Raw genomic sequence first — 22,860 nt, forward strand, 5'->3', positions numbered from 1 at the left:
AAGTTGGTAGTGACGCACATGATGTTCCCAGAGGCAGCAACCGAAGCTGACGTCTTCGCTCAGGCTGTGGCGCGCCTGCGGGACTCCACGGGGTGCCCCCTCTCGTTCGGCGGTCCGACGTACCGCGACACGACGGACGTGCATACGATCTGCGGCAACCAGGGTCGCGGCCTCGTGGGGCTCAGGGTGCAGCTGGGTCGCGGTCTCGGAGGTCGGGCAATGCTCGAGCGTCGCGCAAAGGTCACCACGAACTACCGCGGCAGCAGTCGCATCACGCACGACTACGACGTGCAGGTGCTGTCCGAGCACGTCCAGAGCCTGATGGCTGTGCCGGTCATCGTCGACAAGCACGTGCGGGGTGTCCTCTATGGCGGGTTCCGGGCGGCCCCTGACTCTCAGTCGATGTCGCTCGGTCAGGCGGTCGCGCTCGGGAAGAACGTTGAAGACGAGCTGCGGCTGCGGGATGAGCTCAGGCGTCGGATGCGGGTGGGGTCCGCGAGCGTCTCGGAGCTGGGAGGCGGTGGCCTCACCGCGACGCAGCTCGAGGAGCTGAGGGGAACGTTCTCCGAGCTGCGCGAGGTGGCATCCCTCCTCGGGGATGCTGAGGTGCGGGCCCGGCTACGGGGCATCGAGGAACGCCTCGTGAGGTTCGCCGGCGACCACGGGGATCCGCGCAGCAGAGAGGCTGCCGCCACCGCAGATCTCCCTGAGGCTCCGGTCAGGCTCTCGCCGCGGGAGCTGGATGTGCTCGGTCAGATCGCGCTCGGGCTGACGAACAAGGACATCGCCAGGAAGCTGATTCTGACCGAGAGCACGGTCAAGAGCTACCTCGGGACCGCAATGACGAAGCTGGATGCGGGCTCTCGCTACCAGGCTCTTGCGAAGGCCAGGCACTTGGGCCTTCTGCCCTGAGTTGCTTGGCGATTCCAGCGCAACATTGTTGCGTAGGTGACGCCGTCAGTGGACTGTTACGCAACGTGTCAGGATGTATCGGCGCGGCGACGCGCTGTTCTCTTATTCTTGCGAGGCCCTCTAGACCCTTAGAGGATTGCCGGCGTTCGCGCGCCGCATTGAAAGGACCCTCCTCCATGTCACGTTTCACCAAGATCGCCGCAGCAGTCGGCGCGATCGCCCTCGTTGGAGGCCTCTCCGCGTGCTCCACCGGCGCCTCCGATGAGAACACCATCAGGCTCGGTGTCGTCGGCGCATCCGACCCGTACTGGGACGTCCTCGTCGAGGAAGCGGCAGCTGAGGACCTCACGGTCGAGCTCGTCGACTTCTCGGACTACAACCAGCCCAACCCCGCCACGAGCGAGGGTGAGCTCGACGTCAACGCGTTCCAGCACATCATCTACCTCGCGCAGCACAACGCCGCGAGTGGCGACGACCTCGTGCCGATCGGCTCGACGGCCATCTACCCCCTCGGCTTCTACTCGTCGCAGTACGACTCGGTCGACGCGATTCCGGACGGCGCAGAGGTCGCAGTCCCGAACGACGCTTCCAACCGCGCCCGCGGCCTCCTCGTGCTCCAGGAAGCTGGCCTCATCGAGCTCAAGGACGGCGGCTCGCCGTTCTCCACCCTCGACGATGTGCTCCCCGAGTCGCGTGTCACGGTGACCGAGCTCGAGGCTTCCGTCACGGCAACCTCGCTGCCTGACCTCGCCGGCGCGATCATCAACAACGACTTCGTCGAGAACGCTGGCCTCACCACGGAAGACGCACTCACGCGGGATGACCCGCAGAACGAGTCCGCGTTCCCGTACATCAACATCTTCGTGACGACGGCCGAGAACGCCGACAACGAGAACTACCTCAAGCTCGTCGAGATCTACCAGAACTCGGAGGGTGTTGCGGCAGCGGTCAAGGAGACGTTCGGCGAGACCGCCGTGCTCACCAAGACGCCTGTCGACGAGCTGCAGACGACGCTCGACGAGCTCGTCGCAGAGATCGAAGCCCAGGGCTAGGACTCACCCCTAGCGCGCTCGCCGCCCGAGACCCGATGATGATCATCAGGCCTCGGGCGGCGATCTCGCTTGCACCAACGAATGGCGTCCCGGCGCCGCTCACCAGCACCACCACACGGGTCCACTGAAGAAGGCGAGAGCGAACACATGGCCCTCATCACACTCACCGACGTCGTCAAGGAGTATCCGGCACCCAAGCGCGGAGCCCCGGTCATCAGAGCCGTCGACGGAGTCTCGCTCAACATCGAGGCCGGCGACATCTACGGGGTCATCGGATACTCGGGTGCAGGGAAGTCAACGATGGTGCGTCTCATCAACGCGCTCGAGCCGACCACGTCCGGCAGCATCCACGTGGATGGGGTCGACATCACGAAGCTGCCCGAGACGAAGCTGCGCTCTGTGCGCGCGGGAATCGGGATGATCTTCCAGCAGTTCAACCTCTTCAACTCACGCAACGTCGCCGGAAACGTGGCGTATCCGCTGCGCGTCGCCAAGACGCCGAAGGCAGAGCGCGAGAAGCGCGTCGCCGAGCTGCTCGAGTTCGTCGGACTCTCCGAGAAAGCGCGCGCCTTCCCCGACCAGCTCTCCGGCGGGCAGAAGCAGCGCGTGGGCATCGCGCGCGCCCTCGCGACGAACCCCAGCATCCTCCTCGCCGACGAGTCGACGAGCGCGCTCGACCCGCAGACGACGGCGGACGTGCTGCAGCTGCTGAAGAAGGCAAACGAGGAGCTCGGGGTCACGATCATCGTCATCACGCACGAGATGGACGTCGTGAAGGAGATCGCGAGCCACGTCGCCGTCATGGAGCACGGCAAAATCGTCGAGCAGGGCGAGGTGTTCGACATCTTCGCGAACCCGGAGGCCTCGGCAACGCAGCGCTTCGTCTCGACGGTCGTGCAGGGCATCCCGGATGCCGAGCTGCGCGCAGACTTGGGTGCCCGCCACCCTGGCACGCTCGTGACGCTGAGCTTCCGCGACGGGCGGACCAACCAGGGTCAGGCGCTGCGTATCCTGCACGAAGCAGGCATCACTGTCGAGCTCGTGTACGGCGGAATGAACGAGATCCGCGGGAAGTCGTTCGGCGACCTGACCTTCGCGCTGCAGGGTGACGCGGATGCACGACGCCGGGCCCTCGATGAAATCGGCGGCCTCGCGGTCGTCACGGAATTCGACGACATCACTGCGGGAGGTGCGGCATGAACGAGGTCATCGAACTCCTGCCGAAGCTGTTCGAGGCGACCGGCGAGACTCTCTTCCTCGTCTCGCTTAGCCTGCTCTTCGGTGGGCTTGGCGGGCTCCTGGTTGGGCTCGTGCTCTATCTGACGCGCCGCGGCAACCTCTACGAGCAACGTTTCGCGAACGCGGTCATGAACGTAATCGTGAACTTCTTCCGACCCATCCCATTCATCATCTTCATCGCGGCCGTCCAGCCACTCTCAAGACTCATCGTGGGTTCTGGTATCGGTACAAATGCGGCGATCGTTGCGCTCTCGCTTGCGGCCACTTTCGGCATATCTCGCCTTGTCGAGCAGAACCTGCTGACTGTGTCACCAGGTGTCATCGAGGCGGCGCGCGCGTCGGGTGCGGGACGTTTCCAGATCGTGTGGACCGTCATCGTGCCTGAGGCACTTGGGCCGCTCATCCTCGGATACACGTTCGCCGTGGTCTCGCTCGTCGACATGTCGGCGGTGGCCGGATTCATCGGCGGTGGCGGACTCGGTGACTTCGCGATCCAGTATGGCTATCGACAGTTCCAGCCCGAGGTCACGTGGGCAGCTGTCATCGTGATCGTGATCCTCGTGCAGGGGCTCCAGTTCCTCGGCAACTGGGCCGCGCGCAAGACGCTGCGTCGCTGATCCCGCTCGCTACGCACCATCCGGCGCGCGTCGGCGCCTCCCTGTGCGGGAGCGCGGCGCGCGTCGGCGTACGATAGCGTGCGCCCGTGGTTCGGGTCGGCCAGGCACCGGGCCGCTGACCTCGAGACCCCGGCAGAGATCTTTGGGGGTTCCGTGCATCGACGACTCGCTTCCTACGGTGTCATCGTGCGCGACGGGCAGATCCTCCTCGCGCACTGGCATGACCGTGGTCGCTCAGGCTGGACCCTGCCCGGGGGCGGAACGGACCCAGGCGAGGACCCCATCGACGGCGTCGTCCGCGAGATCTGGGAAGAGACCGGCTACCACGCCTCCATCGACCACCTCCTCGGCATCGACTCGCATATCATCGCGGGCCGTGACCGGCTCGAGCCGGGCAAGACTCCGATGCAGTCGGTCCGGATCGTCTACGAGGCGAGCATCGTGAGCGGCGAGCTGCGCAACGAGCGTGGCGGCTCAACGGATGAGGCTCGCTGGTTCGACCTCGCGGAGGTGGCCGCGCTTCGCACCGTGTCGCTCGTGGATGTGGGGCTCAGGCTCCACGCGGAACGCCCCGCCAACGGGCACCTGCGTTCTCTCCGCGCCGCTCACTGAGTTCCGGCTTGTGTGCGCGTCTCCTCGGTGCTGCGACGCCCGCGGAGACCCCGTGACACGGCGACAGCGTTGACGCCGACGATCATGGCCATGCCGACCCACTCGTGCGCGACGGGCACCTGACCGAGCACGGCAACTCCGGCGAGCGCCGCGAACATCGGGTTGATGCTCATGAACACCCCGAAGAACCTCGTGGTCACCCAGCGCAGCGCGATGATGTCGATCGAGTAGGGGATGACGGAGCACAGCAGGCCGGAGAGCGCCGCGAGCAGCAGGGGCCAGCCCAGGAACTTCCCGTCGGCGATCAGCTGCACGGTGATGGGCAGCGTCAGCAGGCTCGAGACCAGCGTGGCCGTGGCCGGCGCCTGGAGGCCGGTCAGGCGGCCTCCGAGCATCCGGTTGAGCAGGATGTAGCTGGCCCAGCAGCAGGCGGCGAGCAGGCCGAACGCGTAGCCGAGGAGATCGCTGGATCCGTCGGGCAGCAGCAGCACGTACACGCCGACGGCGGCACCCGCGGCGAGGAGCAGATCGGCCCGCGTGCGGGACGAGGAGAGCGCGACGGCGAGTGGGCCGAGGAACTCGAGGGTGACGGCCAGCCCCAGCCCGATGCGATCGACCGCCGCGTAGAGGGAAAGGTTCATGGTCGCCAGGACGAGTCCGAGCAGCAGCGCGGGCCACCACTGCGTCCAGGTGAAGCTCCGCAGCCGTGGCCGGGCGACCGGGAGCAGGATGGCGGCCGACACGAGCTGGCGGACGGCGACGACTCCCGCGGTGCCGAGGGAATCGAAAGCGAGCGCTCCGATTGCGGCCCCGAGCTGATTGGAGAGCCCGCTGCCGGTGAGCATCGCAGACCCGGCGAGGACGCCGCGCGGCGCGGCAGCGTTCGGCATCGTCGTGTCCGCGGTCCCAGTCATGGGCCAATCGTGTCCCTGGTGGGTCGCGCGCAGAAATGCATGACACGCGGGAGTTATACGCTGGGCGCATGAGTCTTGAGCTCCGCCACCTCCGCGCCCTCGCCGCGGTCGTCGACGCGGGCACCTTCACCGATGCGGCCATCGAGCTGCACTGCTCGCAGGCGGCCGTGTCGCGTGCCATCCTCGCGCTCGAGACCCAGCTCGGTGCGCAGCTCCTCTCCCGCTCCACACGCCACGTGGCACTCACACCCCTCGGTGAGCGGATCCTCGCCCGCGCACGCCGCGTCCTGCTCGAAGTGACCCTCATCGGCGACGAAGCGAATGCGGCCACCCGGGAACTCCGCGTCGGTTACGCCTGGTCGACGCTCGGCGCGCACACCAGCACCGTGCAACGCCGCTGGCGAGCCGAGCATCCTGAATCACATCTCGTCTTCCGGCAAAGCAACACGGCGACGGCCGGACTCCTGGATGGTGAAGCCGAGCTCGCCGTCCTCCGCACGGCACCCCGCGATCCCCGCATCGAGACCGTTCTCGTCGGGAAAGAGCGACGGGTCGCAGTCCTGTCGAAGGAAGACCCTCTCGCGCGCAGGCGAACCCTGGTCCTCGACGACTTCGCCGGCAAGACCCTCGCGGTGGATGCACGGACCGGCACCACAGTCGGCTCACTCTGGCAGGCCGACCGATCGCCCATCTTCATCCCGACCACCTCCCTCGACGAGTGGCTGACCCTGATCGCGGATGGCGATGTCTTCGGCGTGACCAGCGAGGCCACGGCCGCCCAGCACCCTCGGCCGGGGGTCGTCTACCGGCCCCTGCGCGACGCTCCGGCCATCGAAGTGCGGCTCGCCTGGTGGCGGGGCGCGAAGCCCGTGATGGCGGACGCGCTGGCACAGCTCATCACCGGCACCTACGACGAAGCCCCGCAACTCACGAGGTGAGCGCGGGGCCAGTCAAACGCAGGAGCGCGCGAACTACTTCGCGGCCGACGCGGGCGAGACCGTGGTGACGGGAGCGTCGAGCTCCTCGTCAGCGATCCACAGGTCGTCGTCTGCGCGGAAGGTCTGCCAGAGGGCGTAGCCCACAGCAGCGACAGCCGCGACGCCAGCACCGATGAGCAGCCAGCCGCCGACGCCGACGCCGGAGCTGTTGTACTTCTTGTCGTACGCCTTCGACGCCTTCTTGGCGCGCGAGTTCAGCTCTTTCGAGACCTTCTTCGCGGAGCCGGCGACATCCTTGAGGTCGTGGTTCTTCGAAGCGAGGTTGCTGACCGTGCCAGCCACCGAGCCCGAGAGGCCGGCGACGACGGGGAGGACCTTGCCGTTGAAGCGGACGCTCGCGTCTTCGTACTTCTCGCGGGCCACGCTGTAGCCGCGGTCGAAGCTCGGGCGAACATTGTTGTCGTAGCTCTTCTGCAGAGCGGGGACGAGCTCGGACTCAGCCAAGCCCTTCGCGCTCACTCCAGCGGACTGCAGGATGCCACGAGCGTGCTCGATGACAGACTGCTGCTCGCTCCACAGGTTTGTTGCGTCCTTGCGGAGACGCTTGAGTTCACGCGACTGCTTCCGTGAAAGGGCCATTGGTACCTCCGGACGTTGACAAGTAGGTAGTGCATATCTTGGCACGCTTCTGCCACACGCAACCTGAATCACCGCACGCTGTCGGCGGACAGGCAGGAGAGAAGTCGGACGGCTATGGAAAGATGACGAGCATGTCAATCGCCACTGCACTTGCAACGATCAACACGAACCACGGCCCCATCAAGGTGGAGCTGTTCGGCAACCACGCGCCGAACACGGTCAAGACCATCGTGGGTCTCGCCACGGGCGAGCTGGAATGGACCGACCCTCGTGACGGCCAGACCAAGAGCACGCCCCTCTACGACGGCGTGATCTTCCACCGCATCATCCCCAACTTCATGATCCAGGGCGGCGACCCCACGGGCACCGGAACCGGCGGCCCCGGTTTCGCGTTCGACGACGAGATCCACCCCGAGCTCAACTTCAACGAGCCCTACATCTTCGCCATGGCGAACGCCGGCAAGCAGCTCGGCCGCGGAACGAACGGATCGCAGTTCTTCATCACGACGGACCCGACGCCGTGGCTGCAGGGCAAGCACACCATCTTCGGCCGCGTCGCCGATGACGAGTCGCGCACGGTCGTGGACGCGATCGCCAAGGTCCCCACCGATGGTCGTGACAAGCCGCTCAAGGACGTCGTCATCGAGAGCGTCACCGTCGAGCAGCTCTAGGCTCCAGGTTCCTCTTCACGAATGACATCACCCGAGCTGTCGCAGCAGCGAGAGAACTTCTGCTATCGACACCCAGACCGACAGAGCTTCGTGCTCTGTCAGCGGTGCGGCCGCACCGTCTGCCCCGAGTGCCAGACGCTCGCGCCTGTCGGCGTGATCTGTCCTGAGTGCATCCGGGAGTCGAATGCGAAAGCCAAGGCCGCTCAGCGTCCTTCAGCACGAACGCGGCTGCGACGGCTTGGGCAGGACCAACGACCGCTCGTCACGTACGCCATCATCGGCGTCTCGACCGTCCTCTGGCTCCTCCAGCAGGTGACCGGCGATCTGGTCACTGGCCTCCTCGTCTATCACGGCATCTACTCCCACGTCGGGAGTGGTGCGTTCGAACCGTGGCGCATGCTGACGTCCGCCTTCGCGCACTCGACCGTCTTCCACCTCGCGTTCAACATGCTGACGCTGTGGATCTTCGGGCGCGTCCTCGAGCAGGTGTACGGGCATCTGAGGTTCGCGGCGCTCTATATCGTCAGCGCGCTCGGGGGCTCGCTCGCGATCGCACTCGTCGCACCGAACACGACCGTCCTGGGCGCATCCGGTGCCGTCTTCGGCCTCTTTGGCGCCTACTTCGTCGTCATGCGGCAAGCGCGCATGAACACGATGTCGCTCATCGTGCTCGTGGGCATCAACGTCGTCATGGGGTTCGTCATCCCGGGCATCGCCTGGCAGGCCCACCTCGGTGGCCTTGTCACCGGCGCGCTCTGCTCGTGGCTGTTCCTGTGGGAGTCGAAGTCGGCGAAGCCCTCGCGGAAGGGGCTCTGGATAGTGGCGGCGCTCGGTGTGCTCATCGTGGTCGGCGCCACCGCGAGCGTCTCGCAACTGCCGCTGGGCATCGCCGGGTAGTCACTCGGAACGCAAGAAGCCGCGCATCCATCGGGATGCGCGGCTTCTTGCTATGCGGCTTCTCCGCCACAGAGAGCTGTGCACAGAAGTTATCCACAGGGTTATGCACATCTGGGGATGAATTACACAGCTGTAATTCGAGCTCCTGTGGAGAAGAGAAGCGGCTAGCGCCAGTTCGTCGTCATGATGAAGCCGATGAACGCGATGCCGAACCCGACGAGGATGTTCCACGACCCGAGCTCGGCGATGGGAAACGCGCCGCTCGTCAGGTAGAAGACGATGATCCAGAGGAACCCGACGATCAGGAAGCCGAACATGAGCGGCTTGAACCAGACCGGGTTCGGGTTGCGCTCATCGCTGTCGGCGACACCAGCTGCGCGCTTCTGCCTGCGCTGCTTCTCGGTCGCCGCGAGAGCGGCCGCTGCGGCGGACGCTTCGGACGAACGGTGCTTCTTCGTACCGGCCGGAGTCTTCTTCTCCGGCTCGTCGGACTTGGAGCCGCTGGACTTCTCACGAGACATGCGGGCCATCCTATCTATGATTGCTCCTATGCCATCTGCTGAACGGCCTGGACGAGACGACGGGACCACCTCGATCGAGTCGCTCCTCGCCGACGACGACGGCTACCAGACTCGGGCCCAGCGACGTGCCCTCGAAAACGAGACCCGCCAGCGTCAGAGCTCGAGCAGAGGTCAGCGTTCCTCATCCGGCTCCAGGCCGCGCCGCAAGCTCAGCGTCGTGGGTGTCTCCGGAGAAGTCCTCATGACGCTCGGAGTCGTCATGCTCCTCTTCGTCGGTTGGAAGTACTGGCTCAACGACCTCATCGTCGGCGAGGAGCAGAACCAAGCCGGGCAGGAGCTCAGCCAGGTGCTCGCCGAGGGTGGCGAGGAAGCCACGACCGTGACCACGACCGACCCCGCGATCGGCATCCCCATCTCCTCGGCACCGACCGTCACCAACGAGCGGTTCGCGATCCTCTACGTGCCCACCTGGGGCTCCGACTACGCCCGTCCCATCGCGCAGGGCATCGAGCAGCATGAGGTGCTCGACCACAACATCGGCCACTACCCGGATTCGCAGATGCCCGGCGAGGTCGGCAATTTCGCGATCGCGGGCCATCGCCTCGCCTACGGGGCGTCCATGCAGAAGATCCACGAACTGCAGCTCGGTGATGAGCTCGTCGTCGAGACGGCCGACGGCTGGTACACCTACTCCTACAGATCAGGTGAGTACGTCGCACCGACCCAGGTGGACGTGCTGGGTTCGGTGCCCCGGTACCCCGAGCAGACGGGCACCGACCGGCTCATGATGATCATGAGCTGCAACCCGTTCTGGTCGACCGCTGAGCGCATCATCGGCTACGCGGTCTTCGACACCTTCACTCCGAGAGCCGACGGTCCGCCAGCATCGATAGCGGCCTCGGTCGCGAGCCAGGGAGGTCTCTGATGTACGGCGCCCTCTGGCGAGTGCTCCCCGGCCCTTGGCCCGTGAAGCTGCTCATCGCCCTGGTCCTCATCGCCGCGGCACTCTACGGCCTGGTCTTCTTCGCGTTCCCCTGGGTGGATGCCCTTCTCACACCCCAGAACGACGTCACCGTCGGTCTCGGCGTGCTGTCCCAGGCTCCGGCTCAGAACTGAGCGAGGGCCCCTCCCGCGAAGCGGAAGGGGCCCTCGACTCTGGTCAGCTGCGTGCGTGGAGGCGGATCAATCCTCCGGTGGCGTCGACGGTTCACCGCTCGGGGTGGCGTCGGGAGTCGTCGTCGTCGGTGTCGGCGCGGGCTCCGACGTGCAGTAGGTGACCTCGACCTGCGAGTGCTGGGCGACGGGTCCCGGAGGCACCGACATGTTCACGATCGGGTTGCCCTCGACCGCGAGGCAGCCCGGGTCCTGCTTCACGACCGCGAGGAGCCCCAGCTCTCGCAGGGTCGCCGTCGCCGATTCGAGCGGTTGTCCGAGGAGGTCCGGCAGCGCTACGTTGCCCGTGGAGGTCACCAGGTTGACGCTGGAGGCCGCCGCGACGCTCGAACCGCCCGCGGGGTCACTGCGTACGATTGTGCCCGCTGCGACGGTCGGGGAGTCCTCTGACGTGATCTGGCCGACGCTCAGTCCGGCACCTTGCAGGGCAACCGTCGCCTGCTCGACGGTCATGCCGTTGATGTCTGGCATGGTCACCGCCGACGGTCCCGTCGAGACCACGACCGTGATCTCCTGACCGAGTGAGACGCTGAGTCCGGATCCTGGAGTCGTGCTGATGACCTGGTTCTCGGGAACATCGTCGCTCGTCTGCGCTTCGCGCACCGGAGTCAGACCGACCTCCTCGAGCGTCGTGCGCGCTGCGTCCCACTGCTCGCCGACGACATCCGGCACATCGACACTCGTATCGGGGAGCTGACCTGCCTGCGGCAGCTGGGAGACCCAGATGCTGACGGCGACGATGACGACGACGAGGAGCGCCGCGGCGCCCCAGATCCACATCGCCGGAGGGCGACGCTGCACCTGCGGTGCGCGGTCATCGGTCTCGGAGAGCGAGTTGAACGCCGACTCTGTTGCACTCACACCGGAAGGCGCTGGGCCGAACAGCTGCGTGCGGTCGTCGTCCTCCACCTTCGTCGCGAAGGCCGGCATGATGCCCTGGGCTGCGAGGTCGAGGTCACGGCGGAACTCAGAGGCCGACTGGTAGCGGTCCTCCCGGCTCTTCGCGAGCGACCGCTTCACGACGGCGTTCATGGCCTTCGAGACCTTCGGGTTGATCTCGTTCGCGTCGATCGGGCGCTCGGTGACGTGCTGGTACGCCACGGCCACCGCTGAGTCGCCCTGGAAGGGGACCTTCCCCGTGAGCATCTCGTAGAGCACGATGCCAGCCGAGTAGAGATCGCTTCGTCCGTCGACGTTCTCGCCCTTCGCCTGCTCTGGCGAGAAGTACGAAGCGGTGCCGAGGATGGCGGTGGTCTGTGCGATCGTGCCAGCGGTGTCGGAGATGGCACGGGCGATGCCGAAGTCCATGACCTTGACCGTGTCCTCCGGCGTGATCATGATGTTTCCCGGCTTGATGTCGCGGTGCACGACACCTGCACGGTGCGAGTACTCGAGCGCCGTGAGGATGCCAGTCATGTACTCGTGGATCTGCGTGTCCGCGAGGGGAGCGCCGGCCATGACATCGCGGAGCTGCTGCCCCTCGATGTACTCCATGACGATGTAGGGGACGACGAGCTCGTGCCCGTCGGCGCGCACGAACGTGTCCTCGCCTGCGTCGAAGACGCGCACGATCGTCGGATGCGTCATTCGCGCGGCCGCCTGCGCCTCCTGGCGGAAGCGCGAGCGGAAGTCGGGCTCACCCGAGAGCTGCGTGTTGAGGAGCTTGACGGCGACGCGTCGGCCGAGGCGCTCATCGGTCCCGAGGTAGACCTCAGCCATACCTCCACGACCAATTCGCCGGCCGATGTCGTATCGGCCCGCGAGCGTGCGTTCGCCCTGCATCACGGAAGCAAGCTCCTCTCCCCTTGGCGGTGTCCACCAAGCTCAAGCCTCGTCAGTCTGCCGATCTTATCTCGCCCGGAATGGGTGAACGGTGCCATCGGTGCTGTGAACCGCACGTTTCATGTGCATGCATGGAGTTGAGCGAATTCGTTGCCTCGCGCCACCGAGCGGGAGCGACCCTCGTCCCCTACGCTCCGGGAGGAGTGGACGAAGACGGCGTCGGGTCGGGCGTGTTCACTTCCGGGACCGTCGCGGAACCCGTGGGTGAATCGGCACTGGTGTTCCCCGAGCCGCAAGTCGCGCTGTAGGAGGCCTCGACGATCGAGGATCCCTCGCTCACCGTGGCCGTGGCCGTGGTCGCGGTTCCAGGGTCAGCCTGCAACTCGGCACCCGACACGTTGACGTTGTAGCTCGAGAGGCTCTGACCAGGAGGGCACTGGAACGAGGGCCAGCTGATGCTGGCCTGCGTTCCGGCCGCGTTGACGGTGACCGTGGGGGCGGTCGTCGGCGTGTTCGGCGTCGCCATGCTGTCGTAGACCGTGAGGGTCACGGTCGAACCGAGGTCGACGGTGCCGGTCGGGCTGACCGCGGTCACCGTGTTGACGTCATCCGGGTTCGTCGCCACAGGTCCGACGGCACGAGCCGGGGTCAGTCCCAGCTCGGAGATGCGAGTAGCTGCGGTGTCGTAGTCGAGGCCGATGAAGTCACCCTGCGCGATGGACACCGTTGTCGGCGTGCTGACCGTCGGGGTCGGCTCTTCCGGTGGGGTCTCCACGGCCGTCGTCTCTGCAGTGGTCGCCGGCGGCGTCGTCGCGGCGGGCGCGTTGCTGTTCAGCAGCGCGACGGCGAACCAGGCGAGCGCAGCGGCGAAGAGCACGATGGCGCCGATGAGCACCCAGACCCACGCCGCGGGCTTCTTCCGCTCGTCCGTGGCAGGAGAGACGAGTGCATCCGACTGTTCCTCGCCCTCGACGGGAGTGCCGCCGATGAGCGTGTCGAAGTCGTCCTTCATGACCTCGGTGGTGCCCGCGGCGGTGCCGAGCACCGTGGTGCGCGCACCCTCATCCATGACCGCCGTGCGGTCGAGCGGGGCGGTCGCGTCGCCGACCTCGTCAGCAGCGGTGAGCCCGAGGACCGCTGGCACGGCCTGCGCCGCGCGGGTCACGTTGCCGTCGCGGAGCGCACGAGCAGCCCTGGCGAACACCTCGGCGGACGCCGGGCGGTCGTCTGGCTTCTTGGCGATCGCGGCGAGGACCAGGTTGCGGACGGGCTCGGGCACCGTGACGGGCAGCGCAGGCGGCTCGTCGTTGATGTGGGCCATGGCGATCGCGACCTGCGACTCGCCGGTGAACGGACGCCGCCCGGCGAGTGCCTCATAGGCGACGATGCCGAGCGAGTAGATGTCGGTTGCGGGGTTCGCCGCGTGACCCGAAGCCTGCTCGGGCGAGAGGTACTGCACGGTGCCCATGACCTGACCGGTCGCCGTCAGGGGCACCTGGTCGGCGATGCGGGCGATGCCGAAGTCGGTGATCTTCACCCGGCGGTCGGGGGTGATGAGCAGGTTTCCGGGCTTGATGTCACGGTGCACGAGGCCGGCCTTGTGGGCGGCGTGCAGGGCGAGCGCCGTCTGCGACACGATGTCCATGACCTGGTCCGGAGGAAGCACACGCTCGCGCTCCAGCACGGTCGACAGCGCCTCCCCGGGCACGAGCTCCATGACGAGGTAGGCGGAGCCGTTCTCCTCGCCGTAGTCGTACACGTTGGCGATGCCCTCGTGGTTCACCAGAGCGGCGTGCCTCGCCTCGGCACGGAAGCGCTCGAGGAAGCCGGGGTCGCCCATGTACTCGTCTTTGAGGATCTTGATCGCCACGGTGCGACCGATCACCTGATCGGTCGCCTCCCAGACCTCGCCCATACCGCCGATGGCGATGCGCGAGCTCAGCTTGTACCGGTCTCCGAACGAAACACCTGCAGCTGGTCTCATCTGCTCAGCACCGCCTTCATCACTTGCTGCCCAATCGTCGCCGCCAGGCCGTTGCCCGTCCCAGACTGTCCCATTCCGCCACCGTCTTCGAGCACTACCGCGACCGCGATCTGCGTATCGCCTGATTCGGCGAATCCTGTGAACCACAGCGAGTACGGCTCGCCTTCGCCGTTCTCCGCGGTCCCTGTCTTCCCAGCCACGTTGATCCCGTCAATTCTTGCATTACTGGCGACGCCCGAGTTCACGCTTCCCTCCATCATCGACTGGAGTGATGCCGCAGTCTCCTCGCTGATGGCTCGCCCGAAGCTCGAGATCTCGGGCCCCTGGATCTCCTGGAACGTCGGCGTCTGGATGCTCTCTACAAGCGATGGGTTCATGACCTCGCCGCCGTTGGCGATTGCCGCAGAGATCATTGCGAACTGGAGTGGAGTCGCCCGCACGTCGAACTGGCCGAAACCGGTGAGAGCGAGCTGCGCGTCGTCTTCGAGTGCGGTCGGATACGTGCTGGCGCTTGCCGTCATCGGCACCTCGAACTCGTGGTTGAAGCCGAAGGCCTCAGCCATCTCGCGCACGCGCTCGGCCCCGAGGTCCATGGCGAGCTGCGCGAACGGCACATTGCAGGACTGCTCGAGAGCGATGCGGAGATTCGTCGTGTCGCCGCTGCCGCACTTCGCGCCAGCTGAGGGGTTGTTCACGGAGACGTTGGTGCCGGGGAGCGTGAGGGTCGCCGGATTGGGCAGCGGCGACTCGGCGGTCGCGAGGCCGTCCTCAAGCGCGGCAGCGGCGACCACGAGCTTGAAGACGGAGCCTGGCGGGTTCATGTTGCCGCCGATGGCCCGGTTGCTGAGCGGATCGTTGGGGTCGGCCAGCAGCGCGTTGTACGCCTCGAGCACGCTTGTCTGGTCGTGGCTGGCCATCGACGCCGGGTCGTAGGTCGGTGTGGAGTACATCGCGAGGATCGCGCCCGTCGCAGGGTTGGTCGCCACGACCGCGCCCTTGAGCTCGCCGAGTGCATCCGCGGCCGTCTGCTGCGCGACTGGGTCGATCGTCGTCTCGACGGCTGCTCCTGCCGGGTCCTGGCCGGTGAAGAGGCGCTCGAGCCCCTGGAAGAACTGCGTGTCGCTGTTGCCGGATAGCTCGGGGTTGAGTGCGCCTTCGAGTCCCGTCGACGCCCCGTCGACCGAGTAGTACCCGGTCACGGCCGCGTACAGCGGCCCGTTCTCGTAGAGACGCTGGTACTTGTACTCCGAGTCGACGGGGGTCGAGGACGCGATCGGGGTGCCGTTAACGAGGATCGGACCACGCTGGATCTCGAAGCTTTCCTCGCGGGTGCGGCTGTTGCGCGGGTCGTCCCGCAGCGTCTCGGCTTGGAAGACCTGGATGCTGGTCGACGCCACGAACAGCGACATGAACATGATCATGACGAGGACGCCGACCAGGCGGATGTTCTTGCTCATTCGTCGATCACCTCCGTCGGCACGTTACGCACGGTGTCGCTCAGTCTCAGCAGGATGGCGACGATGATCCAGTTGGCGAGCAGGCTCGAGCCGCCGGCAGCCATGAACGGCATCGTGAGGCCCGTCAGCGGGATGACCCGCATCACGCCACCCGCGACGACGAACACCTGCAGGGCGATCGTGAACGCGAGCCCGGTCGCGAGGAGGCGGCCGAAGTCGTCGACGCCCTGCTGGCCGATGCGGAACCCGCGTGCCACGAAGATCACGAAGAGCAGCAGTACGACGAAGATGCCGGCCATGCCGAGCTCCTCGCCGATGGCCGCGATGATGAAGTCGCTGGAGGCGAGGGGGGTCGTGCCCGGGCTGCCGGAGCCGAGTCCCTTGCCGATGAGGCCGCCGGCCCCGAGGCCGAAGAGGCCCGTCACGAGCTGGAAGCTGCCGCCGTCGGCGTCGTACATCTCCTGGTCGAACGGGTCGAGCCAGGCGTGCACTCGGAACTCGACGTAGCCGAGCGTGTTGGCCGCGATGAGCGCACCGCCGATGAACAGGCCGAGGCCGATGAGAACCCACGACAGACGCCCGGTCGAGACGAAGACCATGACGAGGAACAGGCCGAAGTAGAGCAGCGAGGTGCCGAGGTCACGCTGGAAGACGAGCACGCCCATGCAGACGGCCCAGACGACGAGGATCGGACCGAGGTCCCGGATGCGGGGGAAGCGCATCCACAGGAACTTCTTGCCGACGACAGAGAGCGAGTCGCGGGCCGTCACGAGGTAGCCGGCGAAGAAGATCGCCAGGGCGATCTTCGCGATCTCACCGGGCTGGAACGAGAAGCCGGCGATGCTGATCCACACGCGCGCCGCGACGTCGGTGCGCCCGAGGCCAGGGATGAGCGGCAGCAGGAGCAGCACGATCGCCACGGCCATGAACACGTACGTGTAGCGCTGCAGGACCCGGTGGTTCTTCAGGGCGATGAGCACGGCGATGGCGACGCCGACGGCCAGCATCGTCAGCACGATCTGCTGCGTCGACGGAGTCCAGAAGACGCCCTCGAGGTCAGGGTTGCTGAGATCGATCCGGTAGATCATCGCGATGCCGAGGCCGTTGAGCACCGCCGCGATGGGCAGGATGAAGGGGTCGGCGCCAGGCGCGCGGAAGCGCAGCACGATGTTCACGCCGAGGGTGAGGGCCCCGATGATGGCAGAGAGCGTGACGACGTTGAAGTCGAAGGTGCCGCGCACGCCCAGCTGCACCAGCAGCAGCGCGGAGAAGTTGATGATGAAGGCGAAGACCAGCAGGCCGAGCTCCATGTTGCGGAGCCCCTGGCCGGTCTTGCGGGGCGCGCCAGGCACGACGGGCGCCTGCTCGCGGGCCCCGCTCCGGAACGGGCTACTCAGGGACGGCATCTCGAAGCCGTTCCACGATCTCGTTGGCCGCCTCGCGGTCACCGGCGCTGATCGTTCTGTCGACCTGCGACTGCTGGTACTCGGGCAGTGAGGAGATCTTGATATCGGTCGTCTCGGTCAGCTCGTGCAGCGTGATCGGTCCGATGCCCTGCTGCACGCCCTGGTAGATGGCCACATAGCCGACGTTCTCGCCGACGTAGTACTGCTGCTGCGTCCAGTTGTAGGCGAAGAGGCCCGCACCGGCGACTGCTGCGATGAAGACGATGGACGCGGCAAGCCACGAGAACTGCCGGACGCGCTTGCGCCGCTTGTCCTCGGCGATCAGCTCCTGGAGTGCCTCGTCGCTGAAGGGCACGAACTCCTCGTCCTGCGGGCGAGGCGCGGGACGCCGCAGCGGGTGCAGGATCGACGGGATGATCTGGTTGCTGCGCTTCTGCAGGTTCGCGGAGTAGCGCAGCGGGTTCGCGGCCGAGCCGACGACACGCGTCTTCATCGGCTCGAGCGGCGCCGTGCCGATCTCCAGCAACACGACCGTCACGTTGTCCGGCGCCCCGTTGTCGAGCGCCAGCTGCACGAGGTCATCGCTGATCTCGCGGCTCGACTCGTCCATGCGAGCCAGCGTCCGCTCGATCTGCGACTCATCGACGTAGCTGGAGAGGCCGTCGGAGCAGAGCAGCCAGCGGTCGCCCTCCTGGATGTCGAACACCTCGGTGTCGACATCGGGTCGCGTCTCGACGTCACCGAGCACACGCATGAGCACCGAGCGTCTCGGATGCGTGAGCGCTTCCTCCGGCGTGATGCGGCCAGCATCCACGAGTCGCTGCACGAACGTGTGGTCGACCGTCATCTGCACGAGGGAGCCGTCGCGGTAGCGGTACACCCGCGAGTCGCCGATGTGGGCGAGCACCAGGGACTCGCCGACGAGGCTCAGGGCGCTCACCGTCGTGCCCATACCGCGAAGCTCGCTGTGCTCCTCGACCGCCCCCGCGATGAGCGAGTTCGCATCGAGCAGCATCTCCGTCATGGCGTGCTGGGCGTCGTCGGTGCCCGCGTACTGCTCGTCGTTCTCGGCGAAGTGCTTGACGGCGATCGCGCTCGCGACGTCGCCGCCCGCGTGTCCGCCCATGCCATCGGCCACGACGAACAGGTGGGTTCCGACGAACCCGGAGTCCTGGTTGTTGCTCCTGACCTTGCCGACGTGTGACACGGCGCCGGCGCGCGCGATGACCAGCATGCCTATCGCAGCTCGAACGTCGTCGTCCCGATGCGGACAGGGGTGCCGATGGGAACGTGGGTCGGCTGCGAGACTCGCTTGCCGTTCACGTACGTGCCGTTCGTGGAGTCGAGGTCCTGCACCATCCACGCGTCGTTCCAGAGCAGGAGGCGCGCGTGGTGCGTCGAGCTGTAGTCGTCTTGGATGACGAGGTCGGAGTCGCCTGAGCGGCCGATCGAGAGCGGCTCGCTGCGGAGGGTGAGCTCGGTGCCTCGCTTCGGGCCAGAGGTGATGACGAGCTTGCTCGGCCGCTCAGAGCGTGCGGATGCGCTCGGCACCGGGGTCGACGGGCGCTGGACTGCCTCGGTCGGGTCGCTGGGCGCCTGTGGTCGGACGGGAGCCGGTGCCGCCGGGGCAGGCGCGCTGTCGCTGTCTGCCGAGGCGAAGACCTGTTGGCGCGACTTCTCCATGGCCTGCTTGTACGCGGAGGAGCGCGTACCGAAGAGGTCGCTGCGGAGCGAGTAGATGACGGAGAAGACGAAGATCCAGAGCGCCGCGAGGAAGGCGAGGCGAAGGACCAGGAGGGTCAGTTCACTGGTCATGTTCTGCCTCCCTGTAGAGGGAGGTACCCGGTGTCGTCACTCGGGTCGGCCTGGGGGATCACCCGGAACACAATACGGTGACGACCGATCTGGATCGTCGAATCGGGCTCGAGACCCGCCTGCGAGATCGATCGGCCGTTGACCTTCGTGCCATTCGTCGAGCCGAGATCGCGGATGCCCGCGCGCTTGCCGTCCCACACGACTTCCGCATGCTTGCGGGAGGCGCCCGTGTCGGCGATCGTGATGTCAGCCTCCGAGCCTCGACCGATGACGGTCGAGCCGATGCCCACGTGGATGCGCTCCCCGTCGACGTCGAGGATCGGCGCCCAGGCGACCTGCCCCTGGACGCTGCGCGAATCGACTTCGATACGCCCCTCGGAGAGCGAGTCGTTCTCGAGGAACTTGATGCTGAGCCCGCCGGAGAACTGGTAGCCCTGCTTCGCCGCATGCTGTTCGACGACGCGCATGAGCTCATCCTGGATGCCGGCGATCTGCGAGATGCGCGTGTAGTCGACCTGCGACATCTGCACGTTGAAGCGATTGGGGACGACCACGCGGTCGCGCGTGACGACCGACGCCCTGGTGTCCATCTCGCGTTTCAGCGCAGCGCTGATCTCGACGGGCTGGAGCCCAGAGCGGAAGGTCTTCGCGAACGCACCGTTGAAGACACGCTCGAGCCCACGCTCAAATCTGTCGAGGATTCCCACTTGACTCCTGGTTCTCAAGGGCACGCCGCAGCCCGCACCGGGTGGCGCGAATCTGTTTCATGCTAACGGCACTGGGCTGGATGTCCGACTTCAGGTGCCTTCCTGTGGGTTGGCAATGGGCATTCGGTGGCCGGGCCGCTCGGCCCGGGCCGCGATTTTCTGGGGGTCCTCGGGCGTGCATCCACGCGTCGGTTTCGCAGTCGGGGGAAGTGTCTGGTAATCTCTCGGAGGTTGGCGCGAGTGGCGGAATTGGCAGACGCGCACGGTTCAGGTCCGTGTGCCTTCGGGTGTGGGGGTTCAAGTCCCCCCTCGCGCACCAGAGTCCCAGAGCAGGTCACCTGCATCGGGAACACAGAACCCCCGGAACTTCGGTTCCGGGGGTTCTGTCGTTCTCATGGCGACGCGTCTGCGCTTATGTGCGCTCGCAGGACTTGCTACAGTTGCCGATCTGTCGAGCGTCGCCGCTCGGGTAGGTCGAGGCGGCGACGTCCTCGGTCCGAGGCTTGAAACCTCCAGCACTCGCTTTCTGAGAACCTGGAGGGTTTTCTTGTCTCTTGACGCGTCTTCCGTCACCCGCGCATCCGCGCCACGCACCATCTCCAAGTGGTGGGCACTCGCGGTGCTCGCCCTCACCCAGCTCGTCGTCGTCCTCGACGGCACGATCGTCACGATCGCGCTGCCGCAGGCGCAGCTCGATCTCGGCCTCACCGACGTGCAGCGCCAGTGGGTCGTCACGGCCTACGCGCTCGTCTTCGGGGCGCTCCTCCTCCTCGGCGGTCGCATCGCCGACTACTGGGGGCGCAAGCGCGCCTTCCTCGTCGGCATGATCGGCTTCGGCGCCGCCTCCGTCTACGGCGGCTTCGCGCAGAACGCCTTCGACCTCATCCTGGCTCGCGGCCTGCAGGGACTGTTCGCCGCACTCCTCGCTCCAGCCGCGCTCGCCCTGCTCACGGTCAGCTTCCCGTCAGGCAAGGACCGAACCACCGCATTTGCGGTCTTCGGCGCCATCGGCGGAAGCGGCGCTGCGGTCGGACTCGTCCTCGGTGGGGCGCTCACCGAGTTCGCCAGCTGGCGCTGGTGCCTGCTAGTCAACGTCTTCTTCGTCATCGCCGGTGTCATCGGCGCGCTCATCGTGCTCAAGGAGAGCAAGGCAGAGGGCGACAACACCTACGACCTGTGGGGCACGCTCACCGTGTCACTCGGCCTCGGCTCACTCGTCTACGGGTTCAGCCTCGCGGAAGAGGGCTGGGGTTCGCTCGGCACCATCGGCTTCCTCGCGCTCGGGGTCGTGCTGCTCGCCGCCTTCGTCTGGATCGAGACTCGGGTCGCCCAGCCGCTGCTCCCGCTCCGGGTCGTGCTCGACCGGGTGCGCGGCGGAGCGTTCCTGATCCAGGCTGTCATCGGCAGCGTGCTCATCGGGGCGACCATGTACCTCGCACTGCACCTGCAGATCGTCATGGGCATGGAGCCGCTCGTCGCCGGTCTCGCCAACGTCGCCATGACGGTGGTCATCCTCGCGTGCGTTCCCGTCTGCGCACGCCTGCTCCCGAAGTTCGGCCCGCGTCCGTTCATGATCGTCGGCCCGATCATCGTCGCCGGCGGACTCCTGCTGCTCTCCGGCGTGACCGTCGACGGCGGCTACGTCACGCACATCCTGCCCGGACTCGTACTGCTCGGCATCGGCCTCGCCATGATCTTCGTGCCCCTGCAGAACCTCGCACTCACGGGCGTCGAGCCGCACGACGCCGGCGCAGCGGCGGCGACCGTCAACTCCACCATGCAGATCGGCGGGTCGATCGGCCTCTCGGTCTTCACCGTCTTCTACGCGAACGCGGTCGCCGCGGGTCTCGAAGCAGGCGAACCCCAGCTGCAGGCCTTCACGAACGGCTACTCGGCCGTGTTCCTCGCGGCGGCGGGCGCCATGCTCCTCGCAGCGCTCATCGCCGGCTTCATGATCAGGGGCACGAAGGACCGCCCCCTCGTGCAGCAGGAGGCGTAGGAGCAGGACACGCTCGTCTCGATGCACTGAGACAGCCGAGGCAGCTGCACGGGTCGAGGCCCAGGGCTGCTGCTCTCGCGGCTGACCAACATCAGTGCAATATCCGGCGTTCTGGCGCAGAACACGCGCCCGAGATAGGCAATTGCACTGAAGTTGGTCAGCCATTCGGCTGAACGCAGGCCTGAGCTGCGTAGCCGGCCGCGGTCACTCGCCGGCGTCGCTCCACCGCTCGAAGCCGTGGCCGCCGACCTCCCGGCCTCCCAGCTGCACAGCGTCGTCGCCGAGGTTCACCGCGAGCCTCGCGAGTTCACCGTCGTCGCCCTCGGCGACGAAGAGCGCCGCCGTGTTCGAGAGGTCCTCCGTGCGGATCCTCGCCGTCGCGAGCCACGGGTGCTGGCGCCGGAACGCGATCGCGTCGCGGTGAGCCTGGGAGTAGGGGTTCTCGGGCCACTGGCTGGGGTCGGCCGGGAACTCCGGACGGATGGCATCGTCCCCACCCGCGCGCTCCTCCTTGACCGCTTCGAGCCCGCGCTCGTCACCCGCGTACACGCTGGGGGCGCCGGGGAAGAAGAAGAGCATGGCGATGGCGGCGGCATGGTTGCGCTCGTCGTCGATGGCACTCGCGATGCGCGTCACATCGTGGTTGCCGAGGAAGGTCATCGGCAGGAAATGCGCCGTGAAGTCGTTATGGCGCTGCAGCGACCAGTCGAGCTCGAAGAGGTTCTGCTCCTGCACGGAAGAGCGCAGCGCCTTCCACAGCTCGTACTGCGTGACCGAGTCGAGCCCCGAGTCGGCGACGTACCCGTCGTAGTCGCCGTGGATGACCTCGCCCACGAACCATGCGTCGGGGAACCGCTCACGCAGCGGGTCGATGGTCGCGCGCCAGAAGAGCGGACTCACGGCGTAGGCGGCGTCGAGGCGCCACCCGTCGGCGCCTCGCTCCAGCCAGTGCGCCATGGCACGCGAGACGTACTTGATGACCTCGGGATGCTGATGGTTCAGCACGACAAGCGCGTCGTGACCCTCGAACACGTCGACGGCGAGGCCGTCCACCTCGCGCGCATCCGACCCTCGCGCGAACCTGGCAGCCGCGGCGGAATCCGGCCCGGCCTCGACCGCCTCGCGCCACCAGGGGTGGTCGCGGCCCACGTGATTGAAGACGCCGTCGAGGAGCACGCGGATGCCGCGCTCGCGGCAGGCGGCGATGAGCGCGTCGAAGTCGGCGTCGTCGCCGAGCCGAGGGTCGATGCGCAGGTGGTCGACCGTGTCGTAGCCGTGGGTCTGCGATGCGAAGACGGGACCGAGGAGCAGGCCGTTGAGCCCGAGGCCGACAAGCTCGTCGAGCCAGGCGGTGATGCGGTCGAGGCGATGCTCAACGGATCCGGGCAGATCACCGCCGGTCGTGTCCGCGCCCACGAACCCGAGTGGGTACACATGCCACCAGAGAGCGGTCTGCGGCCAGGGCTGAGGAGCTGAGGTCATCTCCCCAGGCTAGTGACGCGGGCTGAGAGAGCCGGATCCGACT

General features: G+C 66.8%; 21 protein-coding genes, 1 tRNA gene and 1 pseudogene. 12 read left to right on the forward strand and 11 right to left on the reverse strand.

Annotation, left to right across the window (positions count from 1 at the left end; translation table 11 throughout):
• Window positions 1–18 precede the first annotated feature (18 nt).
• From ABVF28_RS05455 to ABVF28_RS05475, 5 genes are all read left to right on the forward strand, one after another.
• Window positions 19–912, forward strand: a complete 894-nt coding sequence (locus ABVF28_RS05455) for a LuxR C-terminal-related transcriptional regulator (RefSeq protein ID WP_146080709.1) — start codon at window positions 19–21, stop codon at window positions 910–912.
• 176 nt (window positions 913–1,088) lie between these two features.
• Window positions 1,089–1,964, forward strand: coding sequence for a MetQ/NlpA family ABC transporter substrate-binding protein (locus ABVF28_RS05460; protein WP_179555475.1), 876 nt, complete (start codon window positions 1,089–1,091; stop codon window positions 1,962–1,964).
• A 147-nt stretch (window positions 1,965–2,111) separates the two neighbouring features.
• The gene (locus ABVF28_RS05465) at window positions 2,112–3,164 is read left to right on the forward strand and encodes a methionine ABC transporter ATP-binding protein (RefSeq protein WP_371029755.1); all 1,053 of its coding nucleotides are present in this window, start codon (window positions 2,112–2,114) and stop codon (window positions 3,162–3,164) included.
• Entirely contained in the window at window positions 3,161–3,820 is a 660-nt protein-coding gene (locus ABVF28_RS05470) for a methionine ABC transporter permease (RefSeq protein WP_179555473.1), read from the forward strand. The genes ABVF28_RS05465 and ABVF28_RS05470 overlap by 4 nt, the downstream gene beginning before the upstream one ends.
• A gap of 153 nt (window positions 3,821–3,973) precedes the next feature.
• The gene (locus ABVF28_RS05475) at window positions 3,974–4,432 is read left to right on the forward strand and encodes an NUDIX hydrolase (protein WP_104310960.1); all 459 of its coding nucleotides are present in this window, start codon (window positions 3,974–3,976) and stop codon (window positions 4,430–4,432) included.
• Here the strand turns inward: ABVF28_RS05475 and ABVF28_RS05480 are convergent.
• Window positions 4,426–5,346 (reverse strand): DMT family transporter, encoded by a 921-nt coding sequence (locus ABVF28_RS05480; RefSeq protein ID WP_371029756.1) that lies wholly within the window; start codon window positions 5,344–5,346, stop codon window positions 4,426–4,428. The genes ABVF28_RS05475 and ABVF28_RS05480 overlap by 7 nt on opposite strands.
• 68 nt (window positions 5,347–5,414) lie before the next feature.
• Here ABVF28_RS05480 and ABVF28_RS05485 point away from each other — a divergent pair, with 68 nt between their 5' ends.
• A complete protein-coding gene (locus tag ABVF28_RS05485) occupies window positions 5,415–6,284 on the forward strand; it encodes a LysR family transcriptional regulator (protein ID WP_371029757.1) in 870 nt (289 codons plus the stop codon).
• Between the two features lie 33 nt (window positions 6,285–6,317).
• Here the strand turns inward: ABVF28_RS05485 and ABVF28_RS05490 are convergent, their stop codons facing one another.
• The gene (locus ABVF28_RS05490; protein ID WP_104254443.1) at window positions 6,318–6,923 is read right to left on the reverse strand and encodes a hypothetical protein; all 606 of its coding nucleotides are present in this window, start codon (window positions 6,921–6,923) and stop codon (window positions 6,318–6,320) included.
• Between the two features lie 131 nt (window positions 6,924–7,054).
• On the opposite strand from ABVF28_RS05490, the gene ABVF28_RS05495 reads away from it, so the two are divergent.
• Window positions 7,055–7,594 carry a peptidylprolyl isomerase gene (locus ABVF28_RS05495; protein WP_104310961.1) on the forward strand — a complete coding sequence of 180 codons (540 nt, stop codon included), beginning with the start codon at window positions 7,055–7,057 and terminating at the stop codon, window positions 7,592–7,594.
• A 21-nt stretch (window positions 7,595–7,615) separates the two neighbouring features.
• Window positions 7,616–8,491, forward strand: a complete 876-nt coding sequence (locus tag ABVF28_RS05500; protein WP_371029758.1) for a rhomboid family intramembrane serine protease — start codon at window positions 7,616–7,618, stop codon at window positions 8,489–8,491.
• Between the two features lie 164 nt (window positions 8,492–8,655).
• Here the strand turns inward: ABVF28_RS05500 and ABVF28_RS05505 are convergent.
• Window positions 8,656–8,892, reverse strand: a pseudogene (locus ABVF28_RS05505) (cell division protein CrgA); the annotation flags it as partial.
• A 148-nt stretch (window positions 8,893–9,040) separates the two neighbouring features.
• Here ABVF28_RS05505 and ABVF28_RS05510 point away from each other — a divergent pair.
• Together ABVF28_RS05510 and ABVF28_RS05515 are read left to right on the forward strand one after the other, a co-directional pair.
• On the forward strand, window positions 9,041–9,937 hold the full coding sequence (locus tag ABVF28_RS05510) for a class E sortase (RefSeq protein WP_271986174.1): 897 nt from the start codon (window positions 9,041–9,043) through the stop codon (window positions 9,935–9,937).
• Window positions 9,937–10,128: a hypothetical protein gene (locus ABVF28_RS05515; protein WP_104310805.1), complete on the forward strand. Its 192-nt coding sequence runs from the start codon at window positions 9,937–9,939 to the stop codon at window positions 10,126–10,128. The genes ABVF28_RS05510 and ABVF28_RS05515 overlap by 1 nt, the downstream gene beginning before the upstream one ends.
• Before the next feature lie 66 nt (window positions 10,129–10,194).
• Here the strand turns inward: ABVF28_RS05515 and pknB are convergent, their stop codons facing one another.
• From pknB to ABVF28_RS05550, 7 genes are all read right to left on the reverse strand, one after another.
• Entirely contained in the window at window positions 10,195–11,967 is a 1,773-nt protein-coding gene (pknB, locus tag ABVF28_RS05520; protein ID WP_371029868.1) for a Stk1 family PASTA domain-containing Ser/Thr kinase, read from the reverse strand.
• A gap of 187 nt (window positions 11,968–12,154) precedes the next feature.
• Entirely contained in the window at window positions 12,155–13,951 is a 1,797-nt protein-coding gene (locus ABVF28_RS05525) for a protein kinase (protein WP_371029759.1), read from the reverse strand.
• A complete protein-coding gene (locus tag ABVF28_RS05530; RefSeq protein WP_371029760.1) occupies window positions 13,948–15,408 on the reverse strand; it encodes a peptidoglycan D,D-transpeptidase FtsI family protein in 1,461 nt (486 codons plus the stop codon). Before ABVF28_RS05530 ends, ABVF28_RS05525 begins: the two co-directional genes overlap by 4 nt.
• A complete protein-coding gene (locus ABVF28_RS05535) occupies window positions 15,405–16,814 on the reverse strand; it encodes an FtsW/RodA/SpoVE family cell cycle protein (protein WP_371029761.1) in 1,410 nt (469 codons plus the stop codon). The genes ABVF28_RS05530 and ABVF28_RS05535 overlap by 4 nt, the downstream gene beginning before the upstream one ends.
• Entirely contained in the window at window positions 16,798–18,048 is a 1,251-nt protein-coding gene (locus tag ABVF28_RS05540; protein WP_371029762.1) for a Stp1/IreP family PP2C-type Ser/Thr phosphatase, read from the reverse strand. The genes ABVF28_RS05535 and ABVF28_RS05540 overlap by 17 nt, the downstream gene beginning before the upstream one ends.
• Window positions 18,049–18,050: 2 nt before the next feature.
• The gene (locus tag ABVF28_RS05545) at window positions 18,051–18,629 is read right to left on the reverse strand and encodes an FHA domain-containing protein (protein WP_179555462.1); all 579 of its coding nucleotides are present in this window, start codon (window positions 18,627–18,629) and stop codon (window positions 18,051–18,053) included.
• Window positions 18,626–19,336, reverse strand: a complete 711-nt coding sequence (locus ABVF28_RS05550; RefSeq protein ID WP_371029763.1) for an FhaA domain-containing protein — start codon at window positions 19,334–19,336, stop codon at window positions 18,626–18,628. The genes ABVF28_RS05545 and ABVF28_RS05550 overlap by 4 nt, the downstream gene beginning before the upstream one ends.
• A gap of 234 nt (window positions 19,337–19,570) precedes the next feature.
• Here ABVF28_RS05550 and ABVF28_RS05555 point away from each other — a divergent pair.
• Together ABVF28_RS05555 and ABVF28_RS05560 are read left to right on the forward strand one after the other, a co-directional pair.
• Window positions 19,571–19,655: transfer RNA gene (locus ABVF28_RS05555), tRNA-Leu, on the forward strand.
• A 228-nt stretch (window positions 19,656–19,883) separates the two neighbouring features.
• Window positions 19,884–21,335, forward strand: coding sequence for an MFS transporter (locus tag ABVF28_RS05560; protein ID WP_371029764.1), 1,452 nt, complete (start codon window positions 19,884–19,886; stop codon window positions 21,333–21,335).
• A gap of 204 nt (window positions 21,336–21,539) precedes the next feature.
• On the opposite strand, the gene ABVF28_RS05565 is transcribed toward ABVF28_RS05560, so the two are convergent.
• Entirely contained in the window at window positions 21,540–22,817 is a 1,278-nt protein-coding gene (locus ABVF28_RS05565; RefSeq protein ID WP_371029765.1) for an alpha-amylase family glycosyl hydrolase, read from the reverse strand.
• Between the last annotated feature and the right edge of the window lie 43 nt (window positions 22,818–22,860).

This window comes from Pseudoclavibacter sp. JSM 162008 (assembly GCF_041366455.1).
In the GTDB taxonomy this organism is placed as follows: domain Bacteria; phylum Actinomycetota; class Actinomycetes; order Actinomycetales; family Microbacteriaceae; genus Pseudoclavibacter.

Excerpts from the sequence above, each read along its gene's own strand:
- ABVF28_RS05525 (WP_371029759.1), bottom strand. The coding sequence starts at position 13,951 with ATGAGACCAGCTGCAGGTGTTTCGTTCGGAGACCGGTACAAGCTGAGC.
- ABVF28_RS05510 (WP_271986174.1), top strand. The coding sequence starts at position 9,041 with ATGCCATCTGCTGAACGGCCTGGACGAGACGACGGGACCACCTCGATC.
- ABVF28_RS05535 (WP_371029761.1), bottom strand. The coding sequence starts at position 16,814 with ATGCCGTCCCTGAGTAGCCCGTTCCGGAGCGGGGCCCGCGAGCAGGCG.
- ABVF28_RS05455 (WP_146080709.1), top strand. The coding sequence starts at position 19 with ATGATGTTCCCAGAGGCAGCAACCGAAGCTGACGTCTTCGCTCAGGCT.
- ABVF28_RS05500 (WP_371029758.1), top strand. The coding sequence starts at position 7,616 with ATGACATCACCCGAGCTGTCGCAGCAGCGAGAGAACTTCTGCTATCGA.
- ABVF28_RS05485 (WP_371029757.1), top strand. The coding sequence starts at position 5,415 with ATGAGTCTTGAGCTCCGCCACCTCCGCGCCCTCGCCGCGGTCGTCGAC.
- ABVF28_RS05565 (WP_371029765.1), bottom strand. The coding sequence starts at position 22,817 with ATGACCTCAGCTCCTCAGCCCTGGCCGCAGACCGCTCTCTGGTGGCAT.
- ABVF28_RS05465 (WP_371029755.1), top strand. The coding sequence starts at position 2,112 with ATGGCCCTCATCACACTCACCGACGTCGTCAAGGAGTATCCGGCACCC.
- ABVF28_RS05470 (WP_179555473.1), top strand. The coding sequence starts at position 3,161 with ATGAACGAGGTCATCGAACTCCTGCCGAAGCTGTTCGAGGCGACCGGC.
- pknB (WP_371029868.1), bottom strand. The coding sequence starts at position 11,967 with ATGCAGGGCGAACGCACGCTCGCGGGCCGATACGACATCGGCCGGCGA.
- ABVF28_RS05460 (WP_179555475.1), top strand. The coding sequence starts at position 1,089 with ATGTCACGTTTCACCAAGATCGCCGCAGCAGTCGGCGCGATCGCCCTC.
- ABVF28_RS05495 (WP_104310961.1), top strand. The coding sequence starts at position 7,055 with ATGTCAATCGCCACTGCACTTGCAACGATCAACACGAACCACGGCCCC.
- ABVF28_RS05530 (WP_371029760.1), bottom strand. The coding sequence starts at position 15,408 with ATGAGCAAGAACATCCGCCTGGTCGGCGTCCTCGTCATGATCATGTTC.
- ABVF28_RS05480 (WP_371029756.1), bottom strand. The coding sequence starts at position 5,346 with ATGACTGGGACCGCGGACACGACGATGCCGAACGCTGCCGCGCCGCGC.
- ABVF28_RS05515 (WP_104310805.1), top strand. The coding sequence starts at position 9,937 with ATGTACGGCGCCCTCTGGCGAGTGCTCCCCGGCCCTTGGCCCGTGAAG.
- ABVF28_RS05490 (WP_104254443.1), bottom strand. The coding sequence starts at position 6,923 with ATGGCCCTTTCACGGAAGCAGTCGCGTGAACTCAAGCGTCTCCGCAAG.
- ABVF28_RS05545 (WP_179555462.1), bottom strand. The coding sequence starts at position 18,629 with ATGACCAGTGAACTGACCCTCCTGGTCCTTCGCCTCGCCTTCCTCGCG.
- ABVF28_RS05540 (WP_371029762.1), bottom strand. The coding sequence starts at position 18,048 with ATGCTGGTCATCGCGCGCGCCGGCGCCGTGTCACACGTCGGCAAGGTC.